This is a genomic window from Brevibacillus sp. HD3.3A (assembly GCF_013284375.2).
Taxonomy (GTDB): domain Bacteria; phylum Bacillota; class Bacilli; order Brevibacillales; family Brevibacillaceae; genus Brevibacillus; species Brevibacillus parabrevis.
The window spans coordinates 4,645,044-4,670,633 of the sequence record NZ_CP085874.1; the positions used below are offsets into that span (position 1 = coordinate 4,645,044).

Annotated in this window: 21 protein-coding genes; all 21 read right to left on the reverse strand. The window is 54.5% G+C overall.

Annotated elements, in window-relative coordinates:
- Positions 1 to 46 precede the first annotated feature (46 nt).
- The gene (locus HP435_RS21600) at positions 47 to 1,123 is read right to left on the reverse strand and encodes an NAD(P)H-dependent flavin oxidoreductase (RefSeq protein WP_173599569.1); all 1,077 of its coding nucleotides are present in this window, start codon (positions 1,121 to 1,123) and stop codon (positions 47 to 49) included.
- A 53-nt stretch (positions 1,124 to 1,176) separates the two neighbouring features.
- On the reverse strand, positions 1,177 to 2,340 hold the full coding sequence (locus tag HP435_RS21605; RefSeq protein WP_229049734.1) for a VOC family protein: 1,164 nt from the start codon (positions 2,338 to 2,340) through the stop codon (positions 1,177 to 1,179).
- Positions 2,341 to 2,659: 319 nt separating this feature from the next.
- Positions 2,660 to 4,375 (reverse strand): ABC transporter ATP-binding protein, encoded by a 1,716-nt coding sequence (locus HP435_RS21610; RefSeq protein WP_122965932.1) that lies wholly within the window; start codon positions 4,373 to 4,375, stop codon positions 2,660 to 2,662.
- Positions 4,376 to 4,423: 48 nt separating this feature from the next.
- Positions 4,424 to 5,455, reverse strand: coding sequence for a FecCD family ABC transporter permease (locus HP435_RS21615; protein WP_122965933.1), 1,032 nt, complete (start codon positions 5,453 to 5,455; stop codon positions 4,424 to 4,426).
- Between the two features lie 3 nt (positions 5,456 to 5,458).
- Complete coding sequence (locus tag HP435_RS21620) at positions 5,459 to 6,514, reverse strand: FecCD family ABC transporter permease (protein ID WP_122965934.1); 1,056 nt, start codon at positions 6,512 to 6,514, stop codon at positions 5,459 to 5,461.
- A gap of 179 nt (positions 6,515 to 6,693) precedes the next feature.
- Positions 6,694 to 8,160 carry an AraC family transcriptional regulator gene (locus HP435_RS21625; protein WP_229049735.1) on the reverse strand — a complete coding sequence of 489 codons (1,467 nt, stop codon included), beginning with the start codon at positions 8,158 to 8,160 and terminating at the stop codon, positions 6,694 to 6,696.
- Between the two features lie 312 nt (positions 8,161 to 8,472).
- The gene (locus HP435_RS21630; RefSeq protein ID WP_229049736.1) at positions 8,473 to 9,450 is read right to left on the reverse strand and encodes an ABC transporter substrate-binding protein; all 978 of its coding nucleotides are present in this window, start codon (positions 9,448 to 9,450) and stop codon (positions 8,473 to 8,475) included.
- A 272-nt stretch (positions 9,451 to 9,722) separates the two neighbouring features.
- The gene (locus HP435_RS21635; protein WP_122965937.1) at positions 9,723 to 10,514 is read right to left on the reverse strand and encodes a DeoR/GlpR family DNA-binding transcription regulator; all 792 of its coding nucleotides are present in this window, start codon (positions 10,512 to 10,514) and stop codon (positions 9,723 to 9,725) included.
- 238 nt (positions 10,515 to 10,752) lie between these two features.
- Positions 10,753 to 11,868 carry a 2-aminoethylphosphonate--pyruvate transaminase gene (gene phnW / locus HP435_RS21640; protein WP_173599570.1) on the reverse strand — a complete coding sequence of 372 codons (1,116 nt, stop codon included), beginning with the start codon at positions 11,866 to 11,868 and terminating at the stop codon, positions 10,753 to 10,755.
- A 46-nt stretch (positions 11,869 to 11,914) separates the two neighbouring features.
- Positions 11,915 to 12,709 carry a phosphonoacetaldehyde hydrolase gene (phnX, locus tag HP435_RS21645; RefSeq protein ID WP_173599571.1) on the reverse strand — a complete coding sequence of 265 codons (795 nt, stop codon included), beginning with the start codon at positions 12,707 to 12,709 and terminating at the stop codon, positions 11,915 to 11,917.
- The gene (locus tag HP435_RS21650) at positions 12,710 to 14,419 is read right to left on the reverse strand and encodes a putative 2-aminoethylphosphonate ABC transporter permease subunit (RefSeq protein WP_173599572.1); all 1,710 of its coding nucleotides are present in this window, start codon (positions 14,417 to 14,419) and stop codon (positions 12,710 to 12,712) included. It lies immediately after the preceding gene.
- Positions 14,420 to 14,424: 5 nt separating this feature from the next.
- Positions 14,425 to 15,474 carry an ABC transporter ATP-binding protein gene (locus HP435_RS21655; RefSeq protein WP_173599573.1) on the reverse strand — a complete coding sequence of 350 codons (1,050 nt, stop codon included), beginning with the start codon at positions 15,472 to 15,474 and terminating at the stop codon, positions 14,425 to 14,427.
- A 17-nt stretch (positions 15,475 to 15,491) separates the two neighbouring features.
- Entirely contained in the window at positions 15,492 to 16,580 is a 1,089-nt protein-coding gene (locus tag HP435_RS21660) for a putative 2-aminoethylphosphonate ABC transporter substrate-binding protein (RefSeq protein ID WP_122965942.1), read from the reverse strand.
- Positions 16,581 to 16,980: 400 nt separating this feature from the next.
- A complete protein-coding gene (locus HP435_RS21665; protein WP_122965943.1) occupies positions 16,981 to 17,304 on the reverse strand; it encodes an antibiotic biosynthesis monooxygenase family protein in 324 nt (107 codons plus the stop codon).
- Positions 17,305 to 17,306: 2 nt separating this feature from the next.
- Complete coding sequence (locus HP435_RS21670) at positions 17,307 to 18,011, reverse strand: aspartate/glutamate racemase family protein (RefSeq protein WP_122965944.1); 705 nt, start codon at positions 18,009 to 18,011, stop codon at positions 17,307 to 17,309.
- Between the two features lie 121 nt (positions 18,012 to 18,132).
- Positions 18,133 to 19,023: a sugar nucleotide-binding protein gene (locus HP435_RS21675; RefSeq protein ID WP_173599574.1), complete on the reverse strand. Its 891-nt coding sequence runs from the start codon at positions 19,021 to 19,023 to the stop codon at positions 18,133 to 18,135.
- A gap of 464 nt (positions 19,024 to 19,487) precedes the next feature.
- Complete coding sequence (locus HP435_RS21680; RefSeq protein WP_173598210.1) at positions 19,488 to 21,041, reverse strand: xanthine permease; 1,554 nt, start codon at positions 21,039 to 21,041, stop codon at positions 19,488 to 19,490.
- A gap of 36 nt (positions 21,042 to 21,077) precedes the next feature.
- Entirely contained in the window at positions 21,078 to 21,536 is a 459-nt protein-coding gene (locus HP435_RS21685; RefSeq protein ID WP_173599575.1) for a nucleoside deaminase, read from the reverse strand.
- Positions 21,537 to 21,561: 25 nt separating this feature from the next.
- A complete protein-coding gene (gene arcC / locus HP435_RS21690) occupies positions 21,562 to 22,515 on the reverse strand; it encodes a carbamate kinase (RefSeq protein WP_173599576.1) in 954 nt (317 codons plus the stop codon).
- Between the two features lie 65 nt (positions 22,516 to 22,580).
- Entirely contained in the window at positions 22,581 to 24,017 is a 1,437-nt protein-coding gene (locus HP435_RS21695) for a cytosine permease (RefSeq protein ID WP_122965948.1), read from the reverse strand.
- Between the two features lie 146 nt (positions 24,018 to 24,163).
- Positions 24,164 to 25,588 (reverse strand): YlbE family protein, encoded by a 1,425-nt coding sequence (locus tag HP435_RS21700; protein ID WP_122965949.1) that lies wholly within the window; start codon positions 25,586 to 25,588, stop codon positions 24,164 to 24,166.
- Positions 25,589 to 25,590 lie beyond the last annotated feature (2 nt).

Here is a 25,590-nt window from a genome sequence, read left to right on the forward strand (position 1 = left end):
CGCACTGCCGTAGTCTGTCCGTAATGATGCCGCACCTGTTTCCTTGCTATTCCTGCACAAGTCCTGCGCATGCACGCTTCGTTTCCTCTACGAGCTGCAAGACCAGTTCGCCTGCGCCAAGCTCCCTGCCAAGCGGTGCCGCCTGTCCCGCCCACATCGACATATACGCGGATTTCTGCTGCTTGCCCGCAGCGGCGCGAATGTCTTTGGTGAGGGCATTTTGCACCGGGTAGGCGGGCAATTCCTGATCCAGTGGCGCCAGCTTTCGCATGAACTCGTTCTCGATGCCTCTCGCCCATTTGCCGGAAAAAGCCCGTGTCATGACGATGCCCTCTTCGCTCGACTCCCGGATGGCTTGCTTGTGCAAAGCATGCGCGCCGCTTTCCGCACACGTTAAAAATGCCGTTCCGAGCTGGGCCGCCTGCGCTCCCAGTGCGAGCGCGGCTGCAATGCCTCGCCCGTCCATCATCCCGCCCGCTGCGATCACCGGAATTTTGACGCGATCCACGATCTGTGGCACCAATGCCATCGTTCCGATCAGATTGCTCGGGGAATCCGGCAAAAACGAACCGCGATGCCCGCCTGCTTCACTGCCCTGCGCTGCGATCATGTCCACGCCGCCCGCTTCCAGCACGACTGCCTCGCGAACCGTCGTCGCAGTCCCGATCACCGTCACGCCTTTTTGCTTGAGCGCTTGCAGTGAACGCGCGTCGAGCATGCCAAACGTAAAGCTGAAAACCGCAGGCACTTCCTCCAGTACGACTTGCAGCTGTTCCGCAAACGACTCCTGAAAGCGCGTGACTTGCGGGCTTTCGGGAATGTCCAGCTCAAGGCGCACCTCATTGAGCGCGGAAGCAACCGTGTCTGCGATCGGCTGGGTCGCGTCAAAGTCTTCCGGGATGAACAAATTGACGCCAAAAGGTTTGTCGGTCAAATCGCGGATCGCATGTATCGCTTCACGGATTTGCTGTGGAGTCATATAGGCAGCTCCCAGCGTTCCCAATCCCCCTGCTTCCGAGACGGCCGCGACCAGCGCAGGAGTTGTCGCACCGCCCGCCATCGGTGCCTGGATAATCGGCCATTTGATTTTCAGGCGTGACGTAATCGGATTCGCTTTCCACATGCTTCTTCCACTCCCTTTTGTCTATTTCGTTCCATTCACGCACGAGGGCAGGGTCATGGCTCGTGGCGAATCAATTCAAGAAAATGGGCCAAAACTCGCGCAGTAAGCCCCCAGATGACTCGTCCGTCCAGCTCGTAAAACAGATGCTCGACTGTGCCTGTGCGCCACGGATACTTTTTGCCGCCCGGAATCAGGTGATAAGGGAAGTCATCCTCCGGCTCGTTCACAAGCGCTGAAGTGTATGTCGCAGGCTCAGCGGCAGCCAGTCGTTCCAGCGAGATGATAAACACTTCTCCCACTTCATCGGGATTCGGCTTCATCTTCGCTATGTCCTCCACGTAGCCGACAAACGGGTAAATCGCAGAATGGCCCGGACCGATCAACCGATCCAGCTCGCCGACGTAGTGAATGCTTGTGAGCGGCACTCCCAGCTCCTCGCTCGTTTCCCTGCGGGCTGTCGCCCAGCGCGATTCGTCGCCCTCTTCCGCCCGTCCACCGGGGAAACAAATTTCATTGGCCTGCCTGCGCATCGTGCTTGCCCGCTTTTCGAACAAAACCCCCAGCTTGCCGTCCTCCATCTTGACCAAAGGAAGCAAAATGCCAAACACACCCGTTTGCTTCGCTCCCATAAACCCCGGCTCGCGCTCGTTCAGCACTTGCAAAATACGGTGAACGCCCGGCTCTTGCTTAATTGGGTCGGCTGCTACGCGTGTGTCCACATCCGCCCCTCGCTCGATCGGTTCAGCTTCGCGTGTGCCCACATCCGCCCCTCGCTCAATTGACTCAGCTTCGCGTGTGTCCACATCCGTCCCTCGCTCAATTGGCTCAGCTTCGCGTGTGTCCACATATTCCGCCACTTCGATTAAATTCCGGTCGGGGTCGCGCACGTAAACCGAACGGATCAGTCCCGCTGCACCTGTCCTGTGCACTGGCCCTTCCTCGATGTCCACCCCGCAGCTTGCAAACCTGGCGATGACTGCCGCAAGCGGCACAGAAGCGATCAAGCACAAATCAGCAGAGCCTGGCAACGGCTGTCCCGCTTTCGGCTCAAACTCGTGTCCCGCCACATGCAGGTTGATTTTTTGTGCGCCAAAATGCAAAGCTTTTCTGCCATTGCCGAAGGTGACAACCTGCATGCCAAGCGCGCGCTCGTAAAACTGGCAAGTCGCTTCCAGGTCGCGGACGGTCAACACCAGATGGTCCAATCGGTCGATCATGCTTACCATTCCTTCCTGTCCCGCTACATGCTCTTGCTATGTATTATAGCAAACAGGGAGCTTCTATCGTTTGATTCGACTGCAAAACACCCTCCAGCCTGTTCCTCACCAACTGGAGGATACGCTTTTCTTTTCACGAACATGTCTACCCGTACATTATACAATGATTTCCTTGTTTACAGCTGCTTTTTGCCCCGCTTGTACAAGGCGCATAACTTAGCATATAGCACAGCAAAACGAGCGTCCCCCGCCCTCATGCGGAAGAACGCTCGCTTTTTTGTGGAAGAAACGCCACGGACAATCACAGCCGTTTCATCGTCTATGAACTGAACTGCGCTTGATGCAGTCTGCTGTATACGCCTTGCGTTTGTAAAAGCTCGTCGTGATGTCCTTGCTCGGCGATGCCTTGTTCGGCGACGACAATGATTCGGTCTGCGTTCTTGATCGTCGCCAGGCGGTGGGCGATCACGAGCGTCGTGCGTCCGTGGGACAGCTCTGCAAGCGCCTGCTGAATCGCCGCTTCCGTCTCGGTGTCGAGAGCAGAAGTCGCTTCATCCAAAATGAGGATCGGCGGGTTTTTCAGGAACATCCGGGCGATCGACAACCGCTGCTTTTGACCGCCGGAAAGCTTGACGCCCCGCTCCCCGATCAGCGTATCCAGTCCTTCTGGCAAGGCGCGGATCACGTCTTCCAGTTGTGCCCGTCTGGCTGCGTCCCACAACTCTTCATCGGTCGCGCCAAGCTTCCCGTAGGCAATGTTTTCCCGGATCGATCCGTCAAACAGGAAGACGTCCTGCTGCACGATTCCGATATGCGAACGAAGCGATTCCAGCGTCATGGAACGAATGTCGATGCCGTCAATCATGATCGAGCCGCTGTCCACATCGTAAAAACGGGGAAGCAAGCTGCACAGTGTCGTTTTTCCCGCGCCGGAAGGTCCCACGAGCGCGACCGTCTCGCCAGCGCGAATGGACAGCGACAATCCCTGGAGCACTTTTTCCTTGTTTTCATAGCCAAACGTTACGTTCTCGAAGCGGATGTCGCCGCGAAGATTGCTGACAGGCTTCGCGTCTGGCGCATCGTCGACGTCAGGCTCTGTCTCCAGCAACTCCAGGTAACGCTTGAATCCGGCAACACCTTTTGGAAACGTCTCGATGACGTTGTTGATCTGCTGAATCGGGTTCAAAAAGACGTTCGACAGCATCACGAAAGCGATAAACTCCCCGTACGTCATCTTTCCTTGGATGACGTAATACGTTCCGCACACGAGGACAAACAGCGATACCAGCTTCATCAAAATAAAGCTCAACGACGAGTTCCACGCCATGATGCGGTACGTGAGCAGCTTGGTCAGGCGGAAGCGCCCGTTGTTCTCTGCAAAGCGTGCGATTTCATGCTTTTCGTTAGCAAACGCCTGTACGACGCGAATGCCGCTGATGTTGTTTTCCACGCGCGCATTGTAGTCTGCGACATCGGCAAACATCCGGTCAAAAGCGCGGGACATTTTGCGGCTGAAATACATCGACAAATAAATCATTAAAGGCACGATGATAAAAGTCAGCACCGCCAATTGCCAGTTGATGCTGAGCATGATACCGAAGGCGCCCAGCAGTGTCATGACCGCGATGAACAAATCTTCCGGGCCATGGTGAGCGATCTCCCCGATATCCATCAGGTCGTTCGTCATGCGAGATACGAGATGTCCGGTCTTGTTGTTGTCGAAAAAGCGGAACGAGAGCTTTTGCACCCGATCAAACAGCTTTTTGCGCATGTCCGATTCAATATTGATGCCGAGCTTGTGTCCGTAATAGGTAACGACGTAGTGCAAGGCCGCACTGACCACGTAAATGCCCAAAAGCCCCAGGCACGCGTACAGGATCAGCAGCCAGTTTCCGCTCGGAAGCAAATCGTCCACAACCCGGTTGACAGCAAGCGGAAACGCCAGTTCAAGCAGCGCGGCCAAAATCGCGCAAGAAAAATCTGCTATAAACAGCCCCATATACGGCTTGTAGTACGCAAAAAAGCGACGCAGCATACCGAATCCTCCTCCTCTTCACCGCACGATGAAAGCCTTTCTTTTTCTCTACGACTTCGAACGGGCAAGCAAGTACAAGAAGTACGGGGCTCCGATGACAGCAACCACAATGCCTGTTGGAATTTCAGACGGCTGCAAAATCCAGCGTCCGATCGTATCAGCAACAATAACCAGGAGCGCGCCTGCCAAGGCCGATGTCGGCAGCAGCATTTCGTGTTTCGGTCCGACAAGTCTGCGCGCCAAATGCGGGCCAATCAGACCGACGAAGCCGATCCCGCCGCTGACAGCCACGCAAGATGCCGCCAGTCCGACCGATGCGGCCAACAGCTTCAACTGTTCTCTTGCGACTGGAGCACCAAGACCGATGGACAGCTCTTCTCCCAAATTCAGGACGTTCATCACACGCGCTTTGTAAAAGACAAACGGCAGCAGGACGACAATCCACGGGAGCAGCGACAGAACGAATTTCCAGTTGGTTCCCCAAATGCTTCCGGCAAGCCAGGTTGCGACAAACTGGTACTTGTCAGGGCTCAGCTTGAGCGTCAGCACGATCATCGCAGCGCTCATCCCCGCTGCGACCGCGATCCCGGTCAGCAAGATGCGAATTGGCGACAAGCCTTTATGTCTCTTGTAAGACAGCACAAAAATCAGGGCTGCGGTCAAGCTTGCTCCGACCAGCGCCAGGACAGGCAACAGGAAAACAGGAGCGGCAGCCGTCGACGGATAAAAGGAAATGAACAGCATAACCATCAAACCCGCACCTGCGTTGATCCCCAAAATGCCGGGGTCAGCCAGCGCGTTGCGGGAAATCCCTTGAATGATGCAGCCGGAAACCGCCAAACCTGCTCCGATCAAAAGCGAAATGACGATGCGCGGCAAGCGGAAGTCGAACAAAATCAAGCTTTGCTTCTCGGTGCCAGACCCGAACAAGGTCATGAGCAAATCCATTGGCGACAAGCGAATATATCCTGTGTTCATGCTGATGATGAACGCAATCAAAATGAGCACAGACAAAATCATCATGACGAGGATGCCCCTGCTGCGTTTGCGGGCATCGATTTGCGCAGTAGCTGGTTGCATGATTTACATCTCCCTTCTTTCTTTACGAGCCAAGTAAAGGAAGAACGGAACGCCAATCAGCGCAATCAGGGCTCCCAAAGGTGTTTCGTAAGGCGGATTCACCATTCTGGCTGCCAAATCGGCAAAAACGACGAGCAAGCTGCCCATAATGGCAGAGCAAGGAATAATCCACCGATAGTCGACCCCGACCAAATAACGCGTCAAGTGCGGGATAATCAGTCCGACGAAGCCAACCGCACCGACGACAGCGACAGCCGAACCTGCCAAAATCAGGACGATGACCGTACCCGCCAGTTTGACGAGCGCTGTTCGCTGGCCCAAGCCTTTGGCAATGTCCTCGCCGAGACTGAGCATCGTGATGGAACGCGACAACACAATCGCCCCGAGGATCGCGGCGGCAATCCACGGGAACATCACTTTAAGCTGGAACCATTTTGTCCCGGCTACCCCGCCTGCGTACCAGAAAGCCAAATCCTGTCCAATTTTGAAGTAAAGCGCAATCCCTTCGCTAAGAGCAGACAACAGGGCGCTGAGCGCTGCCCCTGCAAGCACGAGCCGCACCGGAGTAAGCCCGCCTTTTGCCATCGAGCCAATTCCGTAAACAAGTCCTGCGCCTACACCTGCGCCCAAAAACCCGTACAAGATCAAGTACATGAAAGGCAGCCCCGGGAAAAAGGCAAAGCAGAGAGCAATGACAAAGCCTGCTCCCGCATTCAGCCCGAGCAAACCGGAATCGGCAAGCGGGTTGCGAGTCATCCCTTGCATGATCGCCCCTGCCACAGCAAAGCTGGCCCCGACCATCGCTCCACCGAGCAAGCGGGGAAGGCGTATTTCCTGGATGATCTGATGCTGCGTAATATCTGGATTAAAATGAAAAATAGCGTCCCAAACGACAGAAAACTGAATATCTGCTGCCCCGAATGAGACAGACAGAAACATTCCGAGAATCAAGGCAAAAACTCCGCCCGTGAGGATCAGCGTTGCTGCCCATGGCCGCGAGCGAAACTGTTCCTGTTTTGATGTACTCCCCTGCTTCAGGGTGTGTGTCTGTTGACCCATGCTAGCCACCTTTTCCATTCATTATGTACATGCACGAAATGTTGCTTTCCCCTTCCCTTTCGCTAAATTCATGAAATTGATTCTTATTATCATAGTAGGATTTTAGGCGATTGACAAAAAGAGTGTCAATGGACAAAAGAGTGGTCTTTTTTGTATGTTTGCAACAATCGTGGTCCATGCTAGGCCAGCACGTGCAAAATGTGCTCGATTTTTTTCTGGTTGGCGATGATTCCGTGATTCATCCACGTCATGAAATCGACTTCGTACGCCCGCTTGTCACGCACAGCCCGCAGCGATTGCCAGACGGGATGGTGCACCTGGAGCTTTTCCGCATCGGTTCCTTCTCCATGCCATTTGTCAAAAGCGTAAAAAATATGGTCGGCGTCAAGCGCAGAGAGCCATTCCCACGACACCCCGGCTCTTGCCTCCTGCACAGAGAGCGACCTGACCAGCGGATGTGGCTGCATGCCCAAATCGTCGAACATGACAGGGGCCGAGTACGACTTTTCCACGCTGATCATGTCTGCCGATACGCGCAAAAAGGCGACGGTCTGCCCTTTCATGCTGCTTGACAGCTTACTGCGGGCAGCGGCGGCTTTTTTTTCATAATGCTCGATCGCCTTGTCGGCTGTGTCTCGCCGATTCAGCCAATCGCCCAAAATCCGCATCGTCGATCGCCAGTCTGACCCGAGCTCGCGCACCATGCATGTCCGCGCGATCTTGGCACATTGCTCGTAGTGAGCCGACTCCCAGCCTGTGCAGGAACGCAGCATGATCACGTCCGGGTTGCTGTTGGACAAAGCGTGCACTTCATCCTTCAGCACGTCAAACGTCGGGACGTCTTGCAAGCCGAGATAGTCCTGCTTGCCCCAGTACGAATGCGCCCATTGCACAATCGGCGTAATGCCCAGCGAGCACAAGTAGTCTTCCATAAACAAAGAGACGACGCGCAGATCGTCGCGGTGGACATTCCGGTACTTGCCGGGAGCCAGCCCGACCATTTGCTTGAAGCGGCGATTGAAGTAATACTCGCTGTTGAACCCGACATTTTGCGCGATCTCATGCACCCGATCCGCTGTCAGAAGCAACAGCTGTTTGGCCCGGTTGATCCGCAAGCCGTTGATATAATCGAGCGGAATTTGTCCGGTCAGCTCCTTGAACAGCTGCGTATAGCGCCAGCGCGGAACCGCTGCCTCATGAGCAAGCTGCTCGACCGTCAGCGCCTCCTGGTAATGCTGCTTCACATATTCAATCGAGCGCTCCACGGCGCGAAGCGGGTCCTGCATCGGCCCTCCGGTTGCATTTTGCTGGAAAAGGTCAGACAGAACCGTCTCGAAGCGTACGTGACTGCTGTAACGCACCAGCCGATCCGTCTCCTCCCGCACGGCGTATATTTCCTCAATGCCCTCGACTAATTTGGAAAAAGGAGTGCAGACCATCTCTCCTGTGCGAAACCAAAGCTCCTCTTCTCCCTGCGGCTGCAATGGCACCATCCGAAAGGTCAAGCGATAGTATTCCAAATCCCGCTCGGCTGTGCAGATGCGCACATGCTGACCAGGCTCCGTGATCCAGCAGCTCTCTCCCCCCAGCCGATAGCTGGTTTGATCGATTTGCAGGACACCTGAACCGTCTGTCGTGACGAACATAGCATAATCATTCTGTTCATGGCTGTCTTGGCAAGCATGCGATGCAAGAACCCCTCGCTCTATCCCCGTCAGCACGTATATGGACGACGGATACAACTGATTCTCTGTCCCGTTTGTATACATATCCTCACCTATTATATGAGAATGATTATCATTGTATATTATACGGGGATAAGCCGGGTTTGCCAAGCAAAAGAGCGGGTCCGAACCTTTTCAAATGTGCGCTTCCCGTGAAAAAAGAAGGTGCCCCGCGCAGCTTCACCTGCCTTTCGGGACACCCTGTCTTTGTTCTGCTCGCCTGTACAGCTCGGTTTATTTGACGAATGTCTTCACCAGATCGTCGGCTTTCATCATATTGGCCAGCATGGCGCCAGACTGCCAATGCGTCCGGTTCATCTGATAGACGTGGCCTTTTTTCACGGCAGGGACGGATTGCCACAGCGGGTCTTGAAGAATTTTCAGCGCCTCTTTGTTTTCCGCAGAATCCCAGCCGCCGTTCGACGGGAAGATGATGATGTGATCGGCATTGATTGTCGGAATCGCCTCTTCGCTCAAGACGACGTGCGTGTCCTGATTTTTCGCCGCTTCATACGGGGTAAGTCCAAGCTCCTTGTAAATGATGCCAGTGTACGCATTGCCTTCTCCGAACAGGGCAAGTGTCGGCTTGTCTCCCACGTTCAGACGGATGACGGCTACGCTTTCCTTGCCGATTGCTTTTTCCAGCTTCGCGCGGGCATCGGACATTTTTGCCTCGTACTTTTTCACAGCCTCATCGGCTTTTTCCGGGATGCCCAATACGTCCGCGATGTTTTTCAGCCGACCAATGGTGTCATTGCGCAGTTCGTCCGGGATTTTATACGTAGGCGCGACTTTGCTGTATTGCTCGTATTTTTGCGCATCCGCGCCCCCGTCTACAATAATCAGATCAGGGTTTGCCGCGATCAAAGCTTCCATGCTGCCTGTAATGTCAAACTGCGGGACGTCCAGGTTGAGGTAATCTTGCTTGCCCCACGCCGGATGGTACCATTGCACGATCGGCGTCACACCGAGCGCGAGCAAGTAGTCTTCCTGGTAGATGGCTGCGACTCTTTGCGGATGGGCCGGGATGGTTACTTCCCCGTACGCATCGCGGACAACTCTTGTTTCTGCCGCTGCTGCCTTGTCGTCAGCGGCTGGTTTTTGCTCAGCTGGCTGCTGCTGTGTCGTGCCTGTCGCCTGCGGCTCCGCTGCTTTCTCGCCGCACGCTGCCAGTCCTGCCATCGCGATCAGCAAGATAGCCAACCATGTCATGACGATCTTCCGACTATTTCTCCCCATTTTTTCGACCCTCTCTCTTCTGCTGATGAGCTTATGATGATTATCATTCTCACAACTTTTTTCATCATGATCATATGTGGTTCCATGCCGACAAACAATGCACGTTCTCCAGTTTTTTTTGTCCAAACTCACGATCCGCACGATCAAAATGTTTTTGCCGCTTCTGTTTGGACAAGTCAGGCGCTGCACGCCAAAAAGCCGGATTTCTCGCGCAAAGAAATCCGGCCTGTCTCGCTTGTCGTTATTTACAGTTCTTTGGCTACCAGCCAGGTAACGCCTTTGGCTTGCAAATCGTCGCTCCATTCCTCGGGAGCCGCCGTATCGCTGATGACCATGTCGATTTCCTTGAGGTCGGCAACCTTGCACAACGTGCTGATCCCGATTTTGGAATGATCGGCGAGGACGATGTTCTCGTTCGCATTTTCAATGTAATGCTTCGCCAGCTCTGCACGCTCCGGGTCATAACAGGTCAAGCCCTTGTGCAGCAAAAGACCGTCCATGGACAGAAACGCTTTATCCACGTAGAAGGACTTCATCATTTTTTCAGCAAACGGACCGCCCACACGGTAATGCTTCGCGTTCACTCGGCCGCCCAGGAAGTAGACCTCTGCGTTGAGCAAGCCGTTGTTTTGGTACTCGATGAGCAGATTGAGCGCCGTGATCGAGCTGGTCAAGACGGTCAAATCCTTTTTGTTGAGCAAAAAGCTGATCATCTGGAGAGGCGTCGTGCCTTCATCGATCACGATCGTATCGCTGTCCTGCACCAGTTCGGCCGCTACCCGCCCGATTCTCCGCTTTTCTTCTGCCTTCATGACTTCGCGGCTGAGGTGGGATGGTTCTGTGCGATCTACGTTCAGCTTGATTGCTCCTCCATAGACGCGCTTCAGCTTTTTCTCCGCTTCCAGCTCTTCCAGATAGCGGCGAATCGATTCTGAAGATACTTGCAGCTTTTCTACCAGCTCGTTTGTCCTTACCTTGCCATTCGAATTGACCAACTGCAATATGATCTGCTTACGCTCTTCCCCGAACAACGACACCGGTCTTGTCCCCCTATTTACGTACTTGAAGCCAGATGGGCGGCTGACCATCGCTGCCGTCCCATTCCTGACGTGAATCTTGCCGTTTGCACCTGCTGTCAGCTTGAGAAGGAAACAACAACCATTTTATTCCGTTTTTTCCCCTCTCTTGAATTGTAGTGGTATTTGCCGCGACAATCAAGGATTGTCCTGTTGGATTATTGTTGATTTCGTTGGTTTTCGGGTCAAAAAAAATCGTCTACAGCCAAAATCGGTTTGCTTCCACTGCTGTCAGCAACCGCTCCATATCCGCCGGGTACACTTCGCCGATATTGCCGATGCGAAACGTATTTGCTTGCGATATCTTTCCCGGATAGATGACGAAGCCCGCCTGCTTCAATCGCTCGTACAGCTCTGCAAAAGAGAACGACTCCACCTCCGGATAGTAAAAGGAAGTGATGAACGGAGACTGGGATTCTTTTGGCAACAGAACGCGCAGCCCGAGACGCTCCATGCCCTCTGAGAGAATCGCCTGATTTTGCTTGTAGCGCTCGTATCTTTTCGCTACTCCGCCTTCTTGCTCCAGCTCAAGCAACGCCTGGTAAAAGGCCCGGACTACGTGCGTAGGGGAAGTATAGCGCCACTTGCCGTTTTGCTCCTCCATCGTTTTCCACTGGTCGTACAGATCGAGGGACAGCGTGCGGGCCACGCCAGCGCATTTGTGCAGCTCGGACGTCTTCGCGATGACGAAGCCGAAGCCCGGTACGCCTTGAATGCACTTGTTGGCGCTGGAAATCAAAAAGTCGATCGACAGCTCTGCCACGTCGAGCGGAATGCCGCCAAAGCTGCTCATGGCGTCGACGATGTACACCTTGCCGTATTTTTTAACCGCCGCTCCAATCTCGGCAATCGGATTGAGCATGCCTGTCGTCGTCTCCGAGTGAACGACAGCCACATGCGTAATCGCGCCATCTGCTGCCAGCGTCTGTTCGACTGCGCGAGCCTCCACCTGGGCCAGCTCGCCAAAATCGATCACCGTTGTATGAATGCCATGCACTTGCGCCATCTGGACGATCCGGTCGCCGTACGCTCCGTTTGTCAGCACCAGCAGCTTGCCCGCTTTTGGAATCACGCTGCTGATGACCGCCTCGACACAAAAGCTGCCGCTGCCTTGCATAAGTACACTTGTATAATCATCCGTCTGCGTGGTTGCCAATCCGACCAGCTTTTGACGCGTAGACTGCACAAGCTCGTTGTAGTCGCGATCCCATGTGCACCAGTCGCGCATCATCGCTTCCCGCACGGTTCGCGAGGTAGACAATGGCCCTGGCGTCAACAGCAAATACGGGTTATCGGTTGTCGTTGTTTGCGTCATGCTTCTCATCCTTTCTGTCTTTCGTGCCTGCTGGAACCTTTTGCCGTTACGGACGCTCTCCCGCCTTCAGGCGCAGCTCGATTTTCGCTAACACTTCATCCAGCCGTCCGATTTCTTCGATTACATAGTGCGCTCCTGCTGCCTGCAATCTGGCGGCAGCGCTTGCAAGCCGCTCTTCCAGCTCGTCCGCTGGCATGTTCGCTACTTCCTGCTGCGACAAGCCAAGCTCGCTTCCGCCCTTGAGGACGCCTACGGTCCACATGCCCGCATTTCTGCCTTCCCGCATATCGCTCGTCGTGTCGCCTACTTTGACCATTTCGCCAAACGGATACACATCGAGCTGGATCGCATTTTGATAGCACATCCACGGATACGGTCTGCCTGCGGGCACTTCGCTTGGCGTCACGAGGCAATCCGGCTCGTAGCCTTGCTCTTTCGCCGCTGCGGCGACGACGTTCATCATTTCCCGCGTATAGCCTGTAGTCGAGCCGATCTTGATTCCCCGCTCGCGCAGCCGCGCCACCAGCGCAAGCGCTCCCGGCACAGGAGTCGCGTAATCGTGCAGCGTCGCCATCAGCATCGGCTCGAAATCAGCGTACAAGTCGTCTACATCTGCCTCGTTCGGATAGCGGCCGAATTTTTCTTTCCACAATTCAGCGACCCTCTCCATCCGGCACAGCGCCGCAATATGATCGCGCTTCAGCATCCCCATCGGCTCGCGTGCCTCTGCTGCCGTCAGTTCAATCCCTCTTTTCTCAAACACTTGCAAAAACACTGCCAACGGCGCAAAGCACCCGTAATCCACCATCGTGCCTGCCCAATCGAAAATGACTGCTTTCATTTATGCCACCTGTCCTTTCTCCTGCTCTGTTCTTGCCGTGCGCTTGCGCAGTCTCGCGCTGATCCACTCCGCGCCTGCACGGGCGATGATGTTGAGGACGACAATCAATACCGACATGGCTGCCGCCGGGGCAATATCGCCCGCGTCATCCATATTGACGATGGAGACGGACGCCAGCTTGAAATCCGCTGCGTACAAAAACACGACCGCCGAGATCGTCACCATCGCGTTGATGAAAAAGTACACGAGCATTTCGATGATCGCAGGCATGCAAACCGGAACGGTCACCCGCCAAAACAGCTTCATTTGCCCGATGCCCATCGACTCGGCTGCCTGCTCGAACTCGGGATCGAGCTTTTTCAGCGCGGTTGTTGCCGTGATGAAGCCTACCGCGAAAAAGTGAATGACGTTGGCCAAAATCAAAATCCAGAGCGAGCCGTACAGACCGTGCAGCGGGTTGGCCGGATTGTTGAAAAAGAAAATGTAGGCCAGGCCGATCACAAGTCCGGGAAGCGCCAAAGGAAGAATCGACAGGAAATACCCTGCCTGGCGCAGCCCCTTCCACACCTGCGACTTTTCAATCGCATACGCGGCGACAAACGTCACGCATGTACCGATCACCGCCGTCAATACAGCGACGACAATGCTGTTCCACAACGGTTCGATGCCTTCGCCTGCGACATTGGAAAAATCGTAGTGAACCATACTGAAGTCGAGATTGTACGGCCACACCTGAATGAAGGAAGCCAACACCACTGTCGCCATCAGCAAGAGCAAAAATCCGCTGACGCCCAGGCAAACAACCGTATAAAACAGGTCGCGCCAGCCATTTGCCTTGATCCGGTACTCTTTGGACTTGGCTGTGACGGCTGCATGCTGCTTGCGCTCCACGATTCTGTCCACGATAAACGCCACGAGCGCCGGGATGATCAGCAGCAGTCCCACGGTAGCTCCCATCGTCATGTTTTGCTGCCCGATGACTTGCTTGTAAATATCGGTGGCCAGCACGGAAAACTGTCCGCCCACTACTTTTGGCGCCCCGAAGTCGGTAAACGAAAGCGTGAAGCAGACGAAGCAGGCGCTGACGATCCCGTATTTGACGCCGGGAAGCGTGACCGTCATCAATTTGCGCACATGTCCGGCGCCGAGCGTATCCGCCGCTTCGTATAGCTGGTAGTCGGCAAAGGCGAGCGAGACAGCCAAAATCAGGTACGCCTGCGGAAACACGTAGACGATTTCCGTCAAAACGATCCCGACTGGCCCGTACAGATCCACGTCCCACTGAAACGGCAGCAAGCCGAAAATCCCCGTCGTCACCAGTCCCTGATTGCCGAACAAATACGTCAAGGCAATCCCGTGCATCATCGTCGGTGCGAACAGCGGAAGCAGCGCGACCGCCCGGTAGAAGCCTTTTCCCCGGATGCCGCTGCGCGTCAGGGCATAGGCGAACAAAAAGGCGAGTGAAACGGCGATTGCCGTAGTCATGGCAGAAATATACAGCGTGTTGTGAAGCGACTGCGACAGGGCCGGAGTGGAAAAGTAGGTGATGAAGTTATCCAGACCGACGAACAGGCCATTTTTGTCGTAAAACGCTTTGGAAAACAATTGGATGAGCGGCAGCAGCACGCTGGCAGACAGCCCGGCCACGACGAGCACCATCAGCCACTTTTGCCCCGCCTTGCCTTTTGGCGCGGTAACAACTCCGTTCATTGCGCTCACCCCCGTCCTGCGCTGACGTCTGCCTGCTCAAAAGAAAGCAGATTTTCCAGCGGGAACTCCAGCCACACTTTTTGCCCGCGCACAAGCCCCAGCTTGCGGGCCTGGGTCGCCAACAGATCGAGCGTCAGCACGTCAGTCGCGCTCTGACCGCTCTCTTCCCAGGCGAGAAACATCCGGTAAAAGGAACCGCGAAACTCCATCTCGGAAATGACTGCCGGGATGCCGCACTCCGATTCGTCCGGCAAAAGCCGCACATGCTCGGGACGGATGGCGAACAATCGCTGGTTGTCTGCTTGCTTGTGCTCAAAGCGATCGGGAGCAAAAAAGTTGATCGCTCCGATAAAATCGGCGACGAACGGGTTGGCAGGCTTGTTGTACACTTCTTCCGGCGTACCCACCTGCACGACCTCGCCGTGATTCATCACGACGATCTTGTCTGCCATGGTCAGCGCTTCCTCCTGATCGTGCGTGACCATGACCGTAGTCATTCCGTATTGTTCATGCAAACGGCGAATCTCCCGACGCAGCTTTTGCCTTACTTTTGCGTCCAGCGCGGACAACGGCTCGTCCAGCAGCAGCACATCAGGCGACAGCGCAATAGCCCGCGCCAAGGCAATCCGCTGTTGTTGGCCGCCCGAGAGCTGTCCGGGATATTTGGCGGCGGCATGAGACAAATCCACCATGTCCAGCGCCTCTTCTACTTTGGCGGCAATCGCTTTTTTGCCCAGCTTTTTCTCCTCTAGCCCAAAGGCGATATTTTGCGCCGCAGTCAAATTGGGAAACAACGCATAAGACTGGAACATCATCGCGATGTTGCGTTTGGCCGGAGGCAGAGAGGTAATCTCCCTGCCGTCCACGATCATCCGGCCTGTTGTCGGTTGCTCCAATCCTGCCAGCATTCTCAGTAATGTCGTTTTGCCGCAGCCGCTGGGGCCGAGCAGACAGACAAATTCATTTTTGTCGATATCGATGGAGATGTGCTCCAGAGCGGCAAACAAACCGAAACGTTTACTGACCCCTTGAATGGATAGATAGGATGGTGTCATGCTGTTCTCCTCGCTGCTTACTTGGGTTCGCTTTTGGTCGCGTAGCGTTTTTCCCACTCAGCCAAAACTTTGTCGCGGTTTTCCGCCGCTTTTTTCAGGTCGAGCTTGACCAGCTGCGAGATCGGGTCTACGGAATAGCCTTCTGGCAGTGGCGCGCCGTCCTGCTTCACGCTGACGATGGCATAGTTCTGGTTGTAGGCTTTCATCGCTTCATCCGTGATTGCCCAGTCGAGGAACAGTTTGGCCTCTGGTTTGATTTGCGCTTTTTTGATCAAGCCGTTCGCTTCCACGTCCCAGCCGGAGCCTTCTGTCGGGAAAACGACTTCCACGGGAGCGCCTTTTTTCTTCTCGGTAATGGAACGGTAGCCGAAGGAAATGCCGATCGGATACTCACCCGACGCCGCCATTTTCGCTGGCTTCGAGCCGGAATGCGTGTAAATCGCCATGTTCTCGTGCAGCTTGTCGAGGTAAGCCCAGCCTTCCTGCTCGCCTTTGAGCTGCATGATCCCGTTGACGGTCAACAGTCCTGTGCCGGACGAAGCCGGGTTCGGCATGACGATCAAGCCTTTGTACTCCGGTTTGATCAAATCTTCATAAGTGCGGGGGATCGGCAAGTTGCGCTTTTCCAGCTCTTTGGTGTTGACGGCAATCGCCGTTTCCCAGGCGTCAATCCCTACCCAGCTGGCAGGCTCTTTCGTATCTTTGAACTCAGGGGAGACACGCTCGATTCCTTTTGGCGAATAGCCTTCCAGCATTCCTTGCTGTTCCAGTACCAAAAGGCTTGTCGCCGCTGTACCCCAGACGACGTCTGCTTGCGGATTGTCTTTTTCCGCCAACAGCTTTGCCGTGATGATTCCGGTCGAATCACGCACGATGTTGACCTTCACATCCGGGTACTTCGCTTTGAACGATTCCAGGTACGTCTTGATCTGGTCGTCCTCCAGCGCGGTATAAACGGTAATCGCTCCCGAAGCAGCTTGCTGTTGGCCCGCCTGACTTGCCCCCGCTCCTTGTGTGTTTGCTTGGGACTGTGGAGCTTGTCCGCATCCAGCCAAAAAGGCGATCGACAAAAAGGACGCAAGTAAAGGATAATGCCACTTTCTCATTGAGAATCTCTCCCCTGTGTGGAATATTCATTTCCTGACCTCACGTCCCATCTTACGGGCCTAATATTAAGTGGATGTGAATCCAGCGTAAAGGAATTGTTTTTAAGTGGTTTTTGTTTGTTTTAGTTGTGTCATTCTTTTCCTGCCCTCGCCTGGTTGACGAATGTCTCGCACAGATGGCAGCGAGCTGGATTTTCAACACATCTTCCGGTTGCTCAAAAGAGAGGTCCCCCTAAAAACGCTGGCTGCAAAATAAATAGCCCCGCTCCTCCATGCCACCAGGCAAAGAGAAACGGAGCCTTCTTTTTTCTGTGAAAAATGTCTCGCTGTTTTTCATGACATGGGCTGTGGCCGCTTGCGCTTGCGGTCAATCAAACGGTCATGACCGTTTTGTTTGCACTTACAAGGTGTAGTCGCGCTCTACCTTGCAAATGCGCGTGATGTAATGGCCGTACCACATCTGTCTTCCTTTTTCCTGTGCCACCCGGTGCTCCTCGTTCCGCTTCCATTCGCGAATCGCTTCCAGCGAGGCCCAGTAGGAAACAGTAATCCCGAAGCCGGATTCGTCGCGGACGCTCTCTACCCCCAGGTACCCGGGTTGCTCCGCAGCCAGCTCCACCATCCGGTCCGCCATCTCCCCGTACCCTTGATCTCCCGCTGTTCGCTGGGAGGAAAAGATGACGGCGTAGTAAGGCGGTTTCGGGGTCTGTGCAAAAGGATTCATGCTTACTCTCCCGCTTTCAGCAAAGCCGCTTCTACCGCTGCCTGCGCATGAATGAGCGATGTATCAAAAACGGGAACCTCGCAATCGTTGGCCGAAATCAGCAAGCCGACCTCTGTACAGCCGAGAATGACACCTTCTGCTCCTTCGCTGATGAGACGGTTGATGATTTTCATATACTCGCTCTTTGATTCCTCACGAATGATTCCCCGGCACAGCTCTTGGTAAATGACGTCATGCACGATTTTGCGTTCCTGCTCATCAGGTATGAGCACTTCAATGCCGTGAAGCTCGCGCAGACGATCCGTGTAAAAGGATTCTTCCATCGTAAAGCGGGTAGCAAGCAGGGCGACCCGCTTGATTCCTTGCACGGTTATCGCTTTTCCCGCCGCATCGGCAATGTGCAAAAAGGGCAGCTTCGTCGCGTCCTCGATATAAGACGCCAGCTTGTGCATCGTATTGGTGCACAGAACGATCAGATCGGCACCTGCCGCCTCCAAACTCCGCGCTGCTTCTGCCATCTGCTCTCCCGCCTCGTCCCAGCGACCATCGCTCTGCATGTCTGCGATTTCGGCAAAATCAACGGAATACATGATGCTTTTGGCGGAATGCAGCCCACCCAGTCGTTCTTTTACAGCTTCGTTGATCAGTCGATAGTACACGTGAGAAGACTCCCAGCTCATGCCGCCGATTAATCCGATCTTTTTCATGTTTTTCGCTCCTTTGTCTGCCATCCGTTTTGATCGCTTTTCCGGAAAATTCATTCCAAGTGTGGCAAAAGGTCAGAATCGTTTCGCCAGTGCAAGCGCAGGCGCACATCCTGCCTCTTTTCTAATGCCGTTCTGTTTCCTTTGCCGCGCTGCACGCTGCTTCCCCCACTTGGCGAAAACGCGTGCGCAACAACGCATTTGCCCTGCCTGTGTTCAGCGAGGTATCCAGCGGAATCCCTTTTTCCCTGGCTTCTTCTGCATCCAGGCGATCCTCTGTCACTAGGCGAGAGTCAAGTCCGAGCGCTTTTGCCAGCGTGACAGCAAAAGAATAATAGCTTTCTTTTTGCGCGGGACCGAGGTGCAGCGTCCCGACGAAAGAGCTGTCGGCCAATTCCTTGATCGCTTGAGCGGCATCCTGTACATGCAAAAACGTTTTGAACAAATTGCTCGTACGGGTGATCGGTCGGCCAGCGGCAAGCTCCTGGCGAATCGTCGCCGCTCTTTTGTCCCATTTGCCCAGGGAATTGCAGCCGTAGAGCGGGCCGATGCGAACGATGACATGCTGTTCGCGGCGCTGCCGGACAAGCTCTTCCCCCAGCCATTTTGCCCGCGAGTAACGGGCCAGCGGATTGCGTTCAGAGAGCATCAGCGGCTGGTCTTCCTCCGCAAAAGCACCCGTCCCTTGTCCGAAAATGCCGTCAGAGGAAATGAAAATGACTCGGCTCTTTGGCGGCAGATGCGCCTGCAAAATGTCCAAACCTTCTGTAATCAGAGCATGCTCATCGGTCGCGCTCATCAACGCCCAGATGACGACCTCCGGCGCAAAGTCCGCAAGCAATGCGGCAAACGCTGCGGGATGAGTGACGTCGACCTGCACGAGCTGCTCTCCTGTTGGCGGAGCAGAATAACACGTGCCGACAATCTCGTTATCTGCATCCTGCTGTAGCTCATGGAAAATTTGCGCTCCCAAATATCCACTGGCTCCCAGCAGCAACATACGCCGTTTTTTCATGCCAGCCTCCCCTCTACTCGCGGTTTCCAATATGCTCCAAGTCTACTATAGAAACGCAGTTTGCGGAAATGGGAAAGTCGGCTTTTTCCGAACAAACTGCAAAAGCACCAGTTGCTTGCCCGAAAATGCCGTCAGTGGATATGCAGATGACTCGGCTCTTTTGCGACAGGAGCTTTAGCAAGGTATCCAGGGATTCGCGGTCGAATCGGGGAACCCCCTCCCTGATTTTATAATCCTAAATCTCCCGCATTAAGGGACTCCCAGTGCCGACTGATTTTCAAGGAATCATTTTCCTTTGTTATAGTCACTTGAGCCTCCTACTTCCTTTTTTATCCAAGGCACAAGTATTTTACGTTTTCCCATATAGAAAGGTTGCAAATAAAGAGTGTCCAGACAAACAACAAAAAGCTGTGACCCCGTTTCGGATCACAGCTTTTCTTTTTCGCAACGCAGCCGCAGCCAGCTTATGCCTTCGCGTCTTTTTCTTGCAGTTTAGCCAGCGGTGCGTTTTTGTCCATCATGTATTTGCCGACAAAAATCGCTGCGACCATCAAGTACGAGTAGACGAACTGCATGGACGAATCTAGGGCAAAGCCGACCGTTGGCGAGTGGATGATGCCAAACAAGGACAGAACGGCCCCCGCCGCACCAGCGATTGCGCCCCGCAACGGCTTGTCTGTAATCGCAAAGATCGCGATGCACCCCCAGACCATGCTGCTGATCGGCGCCCCGTTGCCAAGATGCATCAAACCGTTGTAGTAGACGCCTTTGTTCGCCATCACGTCCACCCCTACCTTGGCCCCGGTCGTTCCGGCAGCGGACAGCACGTTATTGGTCAAAGTCAACGCCCAGTTGGCAATCCACGGGAACATGCAGATGAAGATGACCGGGACTTCCAGCTTCGGCGTCTCCCGCACGACCTGGTTGGCTGTGACGATCCCGATATAGACGAGAATCGGCACAATCGCCGCAACCGGAATGACCGCAAGCAAGAACGCCCCGATTCCGAACAGCGAGATGATGAACATCGACAGGCCAGTCGCGACGGTATAGCCAATTCCGGCGCCGAGAGATTTCCAGCCGGCATGTCCAACGTACACAGTGACCGGGTACGGATTGCCGCAGAAGCAGCCGATGATCGAAGACAGTCCGTTGGCAAGCATCACTTGTCTTGTTTTGTACTCGTCGCCGGCAGCGTGCGCGCTTTCGATGTTTTCCAGGTCAAAGATGTAGTTGGCCAAGCCCAGCGGCACCGCAGACGCCAAGTAAGGCAGAGCGTGCGGGATGCCTTGGATCAGCGAGTCGACATGCACGGTCGGCGGATTGAAGCCAAACGATTGCATCGATGCAGCAATCGCTGCCGGATCTTGCAAGCCAAATGCCCAGGCGAGAATCGTTCCAGTCGCCAGCAGCAAAAAGCCTGTAGGAATTTTCGCCAAAATCGGCTTTTTCCCGAACCAGTTCAAGAAAATGATGATGAGGACAGCAAACGCGACAACGGGCGTCTCGAACGATTGCAGCATCGGATTCATCGCGAGCAAAAGCAGGCCAAGCCCGGACAAGCAAGAGAGCAGCACCGTTCTCGGAATCATGCGGCGAATCGTATCGCCCAAAAAGGAACCGACGACGAGAATCATCGCTTCAAAAAAGCACCAGACCAGGGCAATCTGAAAGGCAAACTCCGCATTTTTGGTAGACAGATAGACGGGCAAAATTACGAGAAACGTCACGGTAAAAATCGAAGGAGCGCTCGGGCCGGACGGCAGTGCCGTCACATCTTTTCTCCCGGTCGTTTTGGCGAGAAAATAACCGAACACAAAGTAGCAGATGCTGGCGAGAAAGATTCCGAGGCCGAACGCAGGAACGACGCGGCCGTACACGATCTCTTCCGGAAAGCCGACAACAAACAGCAACAAAGCGATCATGGTCAGAAGGTTTGTCAAGTTGTTGGCAAGCAGGCCGAAGTACGCGGCCCAGTCACCCTTTTTCCACAGCAATCCTTGCAATGATTTATCCATGCTGCCTCACCCCAACTGTTTTCTTTGAAATGGCGATTACTTTTGCGTTTTGTTCAGCTCGTGGAAGTACGTAAACAGGTGATCGCAATCCTCGCGCTTCTCCACCTTGATCATGTTCAGGACGCTCTTGTCCTTGCCAGTCAAGTAGTCGCGCAAGTGCATATCGGAAAAGCCGTGCTCATGCGCATCGTGAGAAGTCGAGCAATAGTGGACGACCTTGATGCCGGACCAGATGATCGCGCCTACGCACATCGGGCAAGGCTCGCACGTGGCGTAAATCTCGCAACCTTCCAAATTCAGCGTGCCAAGCGTTTTGCACGCTTCGCGGATCGCCACCATCTCGGCATGCTGGGACGGGTCCATATCCGCCATCATCCGGTTGCTGCACACCGCGATAATTTCATCGCCGCGCACGACAGCCGCTCCGAACGGCCCGCCGATTTTGTTTTCCATCCCTTCGATAGTTTTCTCTACAGCCAGTTTCATGTAATCCACGATCATGCGTCCTCCTTGCATCGGGTTATTGTTTGACGATGTGCGTGCCTGCTTTGCCGACGATCGCGTCTTTCAAGCTCTCCGGGTTGGTGATGATGACCCGCGACCCGCGATGCTCCAAAAAGCTCAGGCTCGCCTCGATTTTCGGCAGCATGCTGCCTTTGGCAAAATGTTCTTCCTGCACATACTGCTTCGTTTCTTCTATCGTGATTTGCTCAAGCGCCTTTTGCTCCGGCTTGCCAAAATGGATGCACACTTGCGGAACGCCCGTCGTAATAATCAGCGTCTGCGCGTCGATTTGTTCAGCCAGCAGGCTTGTGGCAAAATCTTTGTCGATCACGGCGTCGATGCCGTCGTACGTATTTTCCCCCGTCTTGACGACCGGAATGCCGCCACCGCCAGCCGCGATCACCACGTATCCGGCTTCGATCAGCGAGCGGATCGCTTCTTTTTCCACGATGTCGATGGGCTTCGGCGATGGAACCACTCTTCTGTAGCCGCGCCCGGAGTCCTCGATGAACACCCAGTCCGGATGCTCGGCTTTCATCGCTTCCGCCTGCTCCAGCGTAAAGAAGGAGCCGACTGGCTTCGTCGGATTTTGGAAGTTCGGGTCTTCTTTGCTGACTTCCACCTGCGTAATGATGCTCGCCACTTTTTTGGCAATCCCGCGTTTGGCGAACTCGTTGGTGAGCGCCTGCTGGATTTGGTAGCCGATGCCCCCTTGCGTGTCTGCCACGCAGTTGACGAGCGGAATCGTCGTCATTCCCGACACTTCATGGGCAATCTCGCAGCGTCGCATCGCGAAGCCGACCTGCGGGCCGTTGCCGTGTGTAACGACAACCTGGAAGCCTTGCTCGACCATGTCGGCAATGTTGATCGCGGTTTCGCACACCGCTTCGTATTGATCCGCGATCGAATCGCGACCGTTATCTCTCACCAATGAGTTGCCACCGATAGCAACAATAACGAGTTCTCCCATTGGTAAACCTCCTTTTCTTTTTGCAAAAAGTCATGCTGTTTGCTTGCCAAGGTCGTCCGCTTTCTTTACTGCTTTTTGTAAAAAAGCGTGTAGAGCACGAACGACAAAATCAGCCCGCTGAAGAAAGCAAATTGGTTCAACATGGACAAAATCGCCACCTGGGGCAAGAACGCCCCGGACATCGGGAGCAGGAAGCTGATAGCCATGACCAGGCAAGCCACTTTGTTGTAGCCGCTGGCATGCTCGCCGTTATCTCCCGGCTTCACGTAGATCGTATCCAGGTTGAGCTTGCGCCTGCGCTCGATGTAAAAGCTCGACAGCATGATTCCGGCGATCGGGCCGTACATGGAACCGATAAAGCTGTAAAACAAGTACAAGGTAGCCGTGCTCTCGACGAGCTTCCAGGGCAGGATGAGCGTGCCGATGACTGCCGTCCAGATTCCGGCCGACTTGACGGTAAACCATTTAGGTAAAAGCGCTGTCATTTGCAGACCTGCCGGCAACAAATTTCCAAAAACAACAAAGCCGGTCGCCCCGACGTTCAAAGCCAGGATCAGCACGATGACAGCAAACGGATTGTCAATTTTGCCAATTGCGTCGACGATATTGAAAATAGGTTCTCCAAAGGCAATCTGCGTTCCGACGATCAACCCGATGCACGTAACGGCAAACAGGAGGTAGGAAACGATCATTCCGATCGGCAAGCCATAAAGCGGAGCCTTCGGCGATTTTGCCCGCTGGGTCAGGTCAGAGATGTTGACAATCGGCCCAGCCCAGTTCGATACAAGCGCACTTACGCATGCGATGAAGACTAGCCCATTTTCCATCGGTTGGGCAGGAACGTACTCCATGATCGGACCGATTCCGCCTGCGATCGTAATCGCCCAGATCGCCGCCCCGATAATGAAGATGTAGACGACGGGTGACGAGTATTTGCTGAAAACGCTGAGAATGTTCATTCCGCCCAAAAACAGGGCCACAGTGATGATCCACAAGAAAAGATAGGAGAGCATCGTCGGGAAATTGAGTCCGAACAGATCGAATCCGGCTCCCCACGTCATGTAATCAGGAAAAATTCTCGCAAAAATGACGTTCAACGATTGGGCGCCAACGACCGTTGTCGCACCGAAAAACACAACTCCGGCAATCAGTCCGCGGCACAAGGCAGGAATAATCGAGCCTTTCACGCCAAAGGAGTCGCGGAGCAGCATGGCAAAAGGCACGCCGTACTTCGCTGCCGAATGACCGTTCAGCACATAGCCGGCCGAGACGATCACGGCAGACAGCATGACGGCCCAAAATACTTGCGGAACACTTAGTCCCAGCGCAAAAAATCCGGCGACTGTCATGTACGACATGATGTTGTGAACAGCGCCCATCCAAACGGTAATGTAGTGAAACACGCCCCAATCTCTTTGTTCAGACGTCTTGGGCAAAATATCGTCCGAATACCCGTACGATTTCAGCTGCTCCGGCGAAATCTGCTCTGCGGGTTGTCCCATGACTTTCACCTTCCTCGCACTATAGGAGACTCCCATCCATGGAAGAAAAGAGTCTCACGCGGGAAAGCCTGCTCGCGGCGCTAACTTCTTGCTGTCGCGCCGCGAGCGCAAACCGCCTTCCTGCGCCTTGTTGGTCCAAAACGTTTTTAGCTGATGCTCTCCGTCAAAGCCAGGAGAGCTTTTTCAAAAGCTTCCATCGGCGGATACGTGATACCCGCGCCGATCATGCCGATGCCGGCGTCTTTGTGGGCAATCGCCGTATTGATGACTGGCAGGATGCCTGTTTGGATGACTTGGCGAATGTCGATTCCGGTAGCTACCCCTTGGAAGTCCAGCAGCGGGATCGTCACATTCGGATTTTCCGCTGTCGTGATTTCTTTCATCGTGGTAGAAAAACCGATCGCTTCCTCAACCGTTCCCCCTACGAGCGCTACGATTGCGGGAGCAGCAGCCATGGCGAAGCCGCCGATTCCGTATGTCTCCGTAATCGCGCTGTCTCCGATATCGAGACCGGAGTCTTCCGGCTTGTAGCCTGCGAACATCGGACCGATCACTTTTTGGGCAGGACCAGTAAACCAGGTGTTGCCCGCCATGCCGCTCACGCGAATGCCAAACTCGACACCATTGCGCGCCATTGTCGTGACAATCGTGCTGTTTTCGATTCCGTGCGCCGCATCCAGCGCGCATTTGCACAAAGCCATCCAGGTCGGGCCGGAGAAATAGTCGCTGCTTGCCACAAATTCAAATACTTCGCGTTTTTGCTCGGTCGTGAAGTCAGTCTGCAAAATATGCGGGGTCAGCGCTTGAATCAGCAGGCTTGTCCCGGCGTTGTTGCGGTTGTGGCACTCGTCGCCCATATGGAGAGCCTGTGCCAGCATGAGGCGCAAATCGATTTCGCCTGCGATCTTCATCGCGTCGCGCAGCATCGGCCCGAGTACGTCGCGCATCCAGTTCAGGCGCGTGATGACGCTCTCGTCATTGGCACCCATGCGCAAAATTTTTGCCATTTGCTCGCTCATGTTTGTGTAAGCGACATTGCCGTACGTTTTGTTTTTCACTACGTGCATGAACATCGAAGCAGAAGTGACACCAGCCATGGAGCCTACGCAATTGTGCTCGTGGCAAGGAGAGAAAGTAATTGCGCCGGAAGCGGCTACTTGCTCTGCTTCCTCGATGTCTTTTGCCAAACCTTCGAAAACGATCGCCCCGGTTACGGCACCTTTCATCGCACCGCACATTTTGTCCCAAGTGATCGGAGGTCCTGCGTGCAAAATCGTCGTTTTGGTCATGCCCGGCACGACGTTGATGGCCTGGTCAAACCCGACGAGCATCGGCTGCGAGTTGATAATGCGCTCCACTGCCAGCTTGTTGGCCGCCGCGATTTTGTCTGCCAGCGCCGCGTTCTCCAGTCTGTCGAGCGCACGGATCAGTTCAGGCTTGCCGCCGCCTGGCGGTTTCCACTCCAGGTGCGTGGCATTCGCATTTTGCTTGATGATATCGTCTTTGAAAAATTCGATCCCTACGTTGATCGCATGGATGTTCCCGGCGAACAGCTCGTTGATTTTGCTCATGT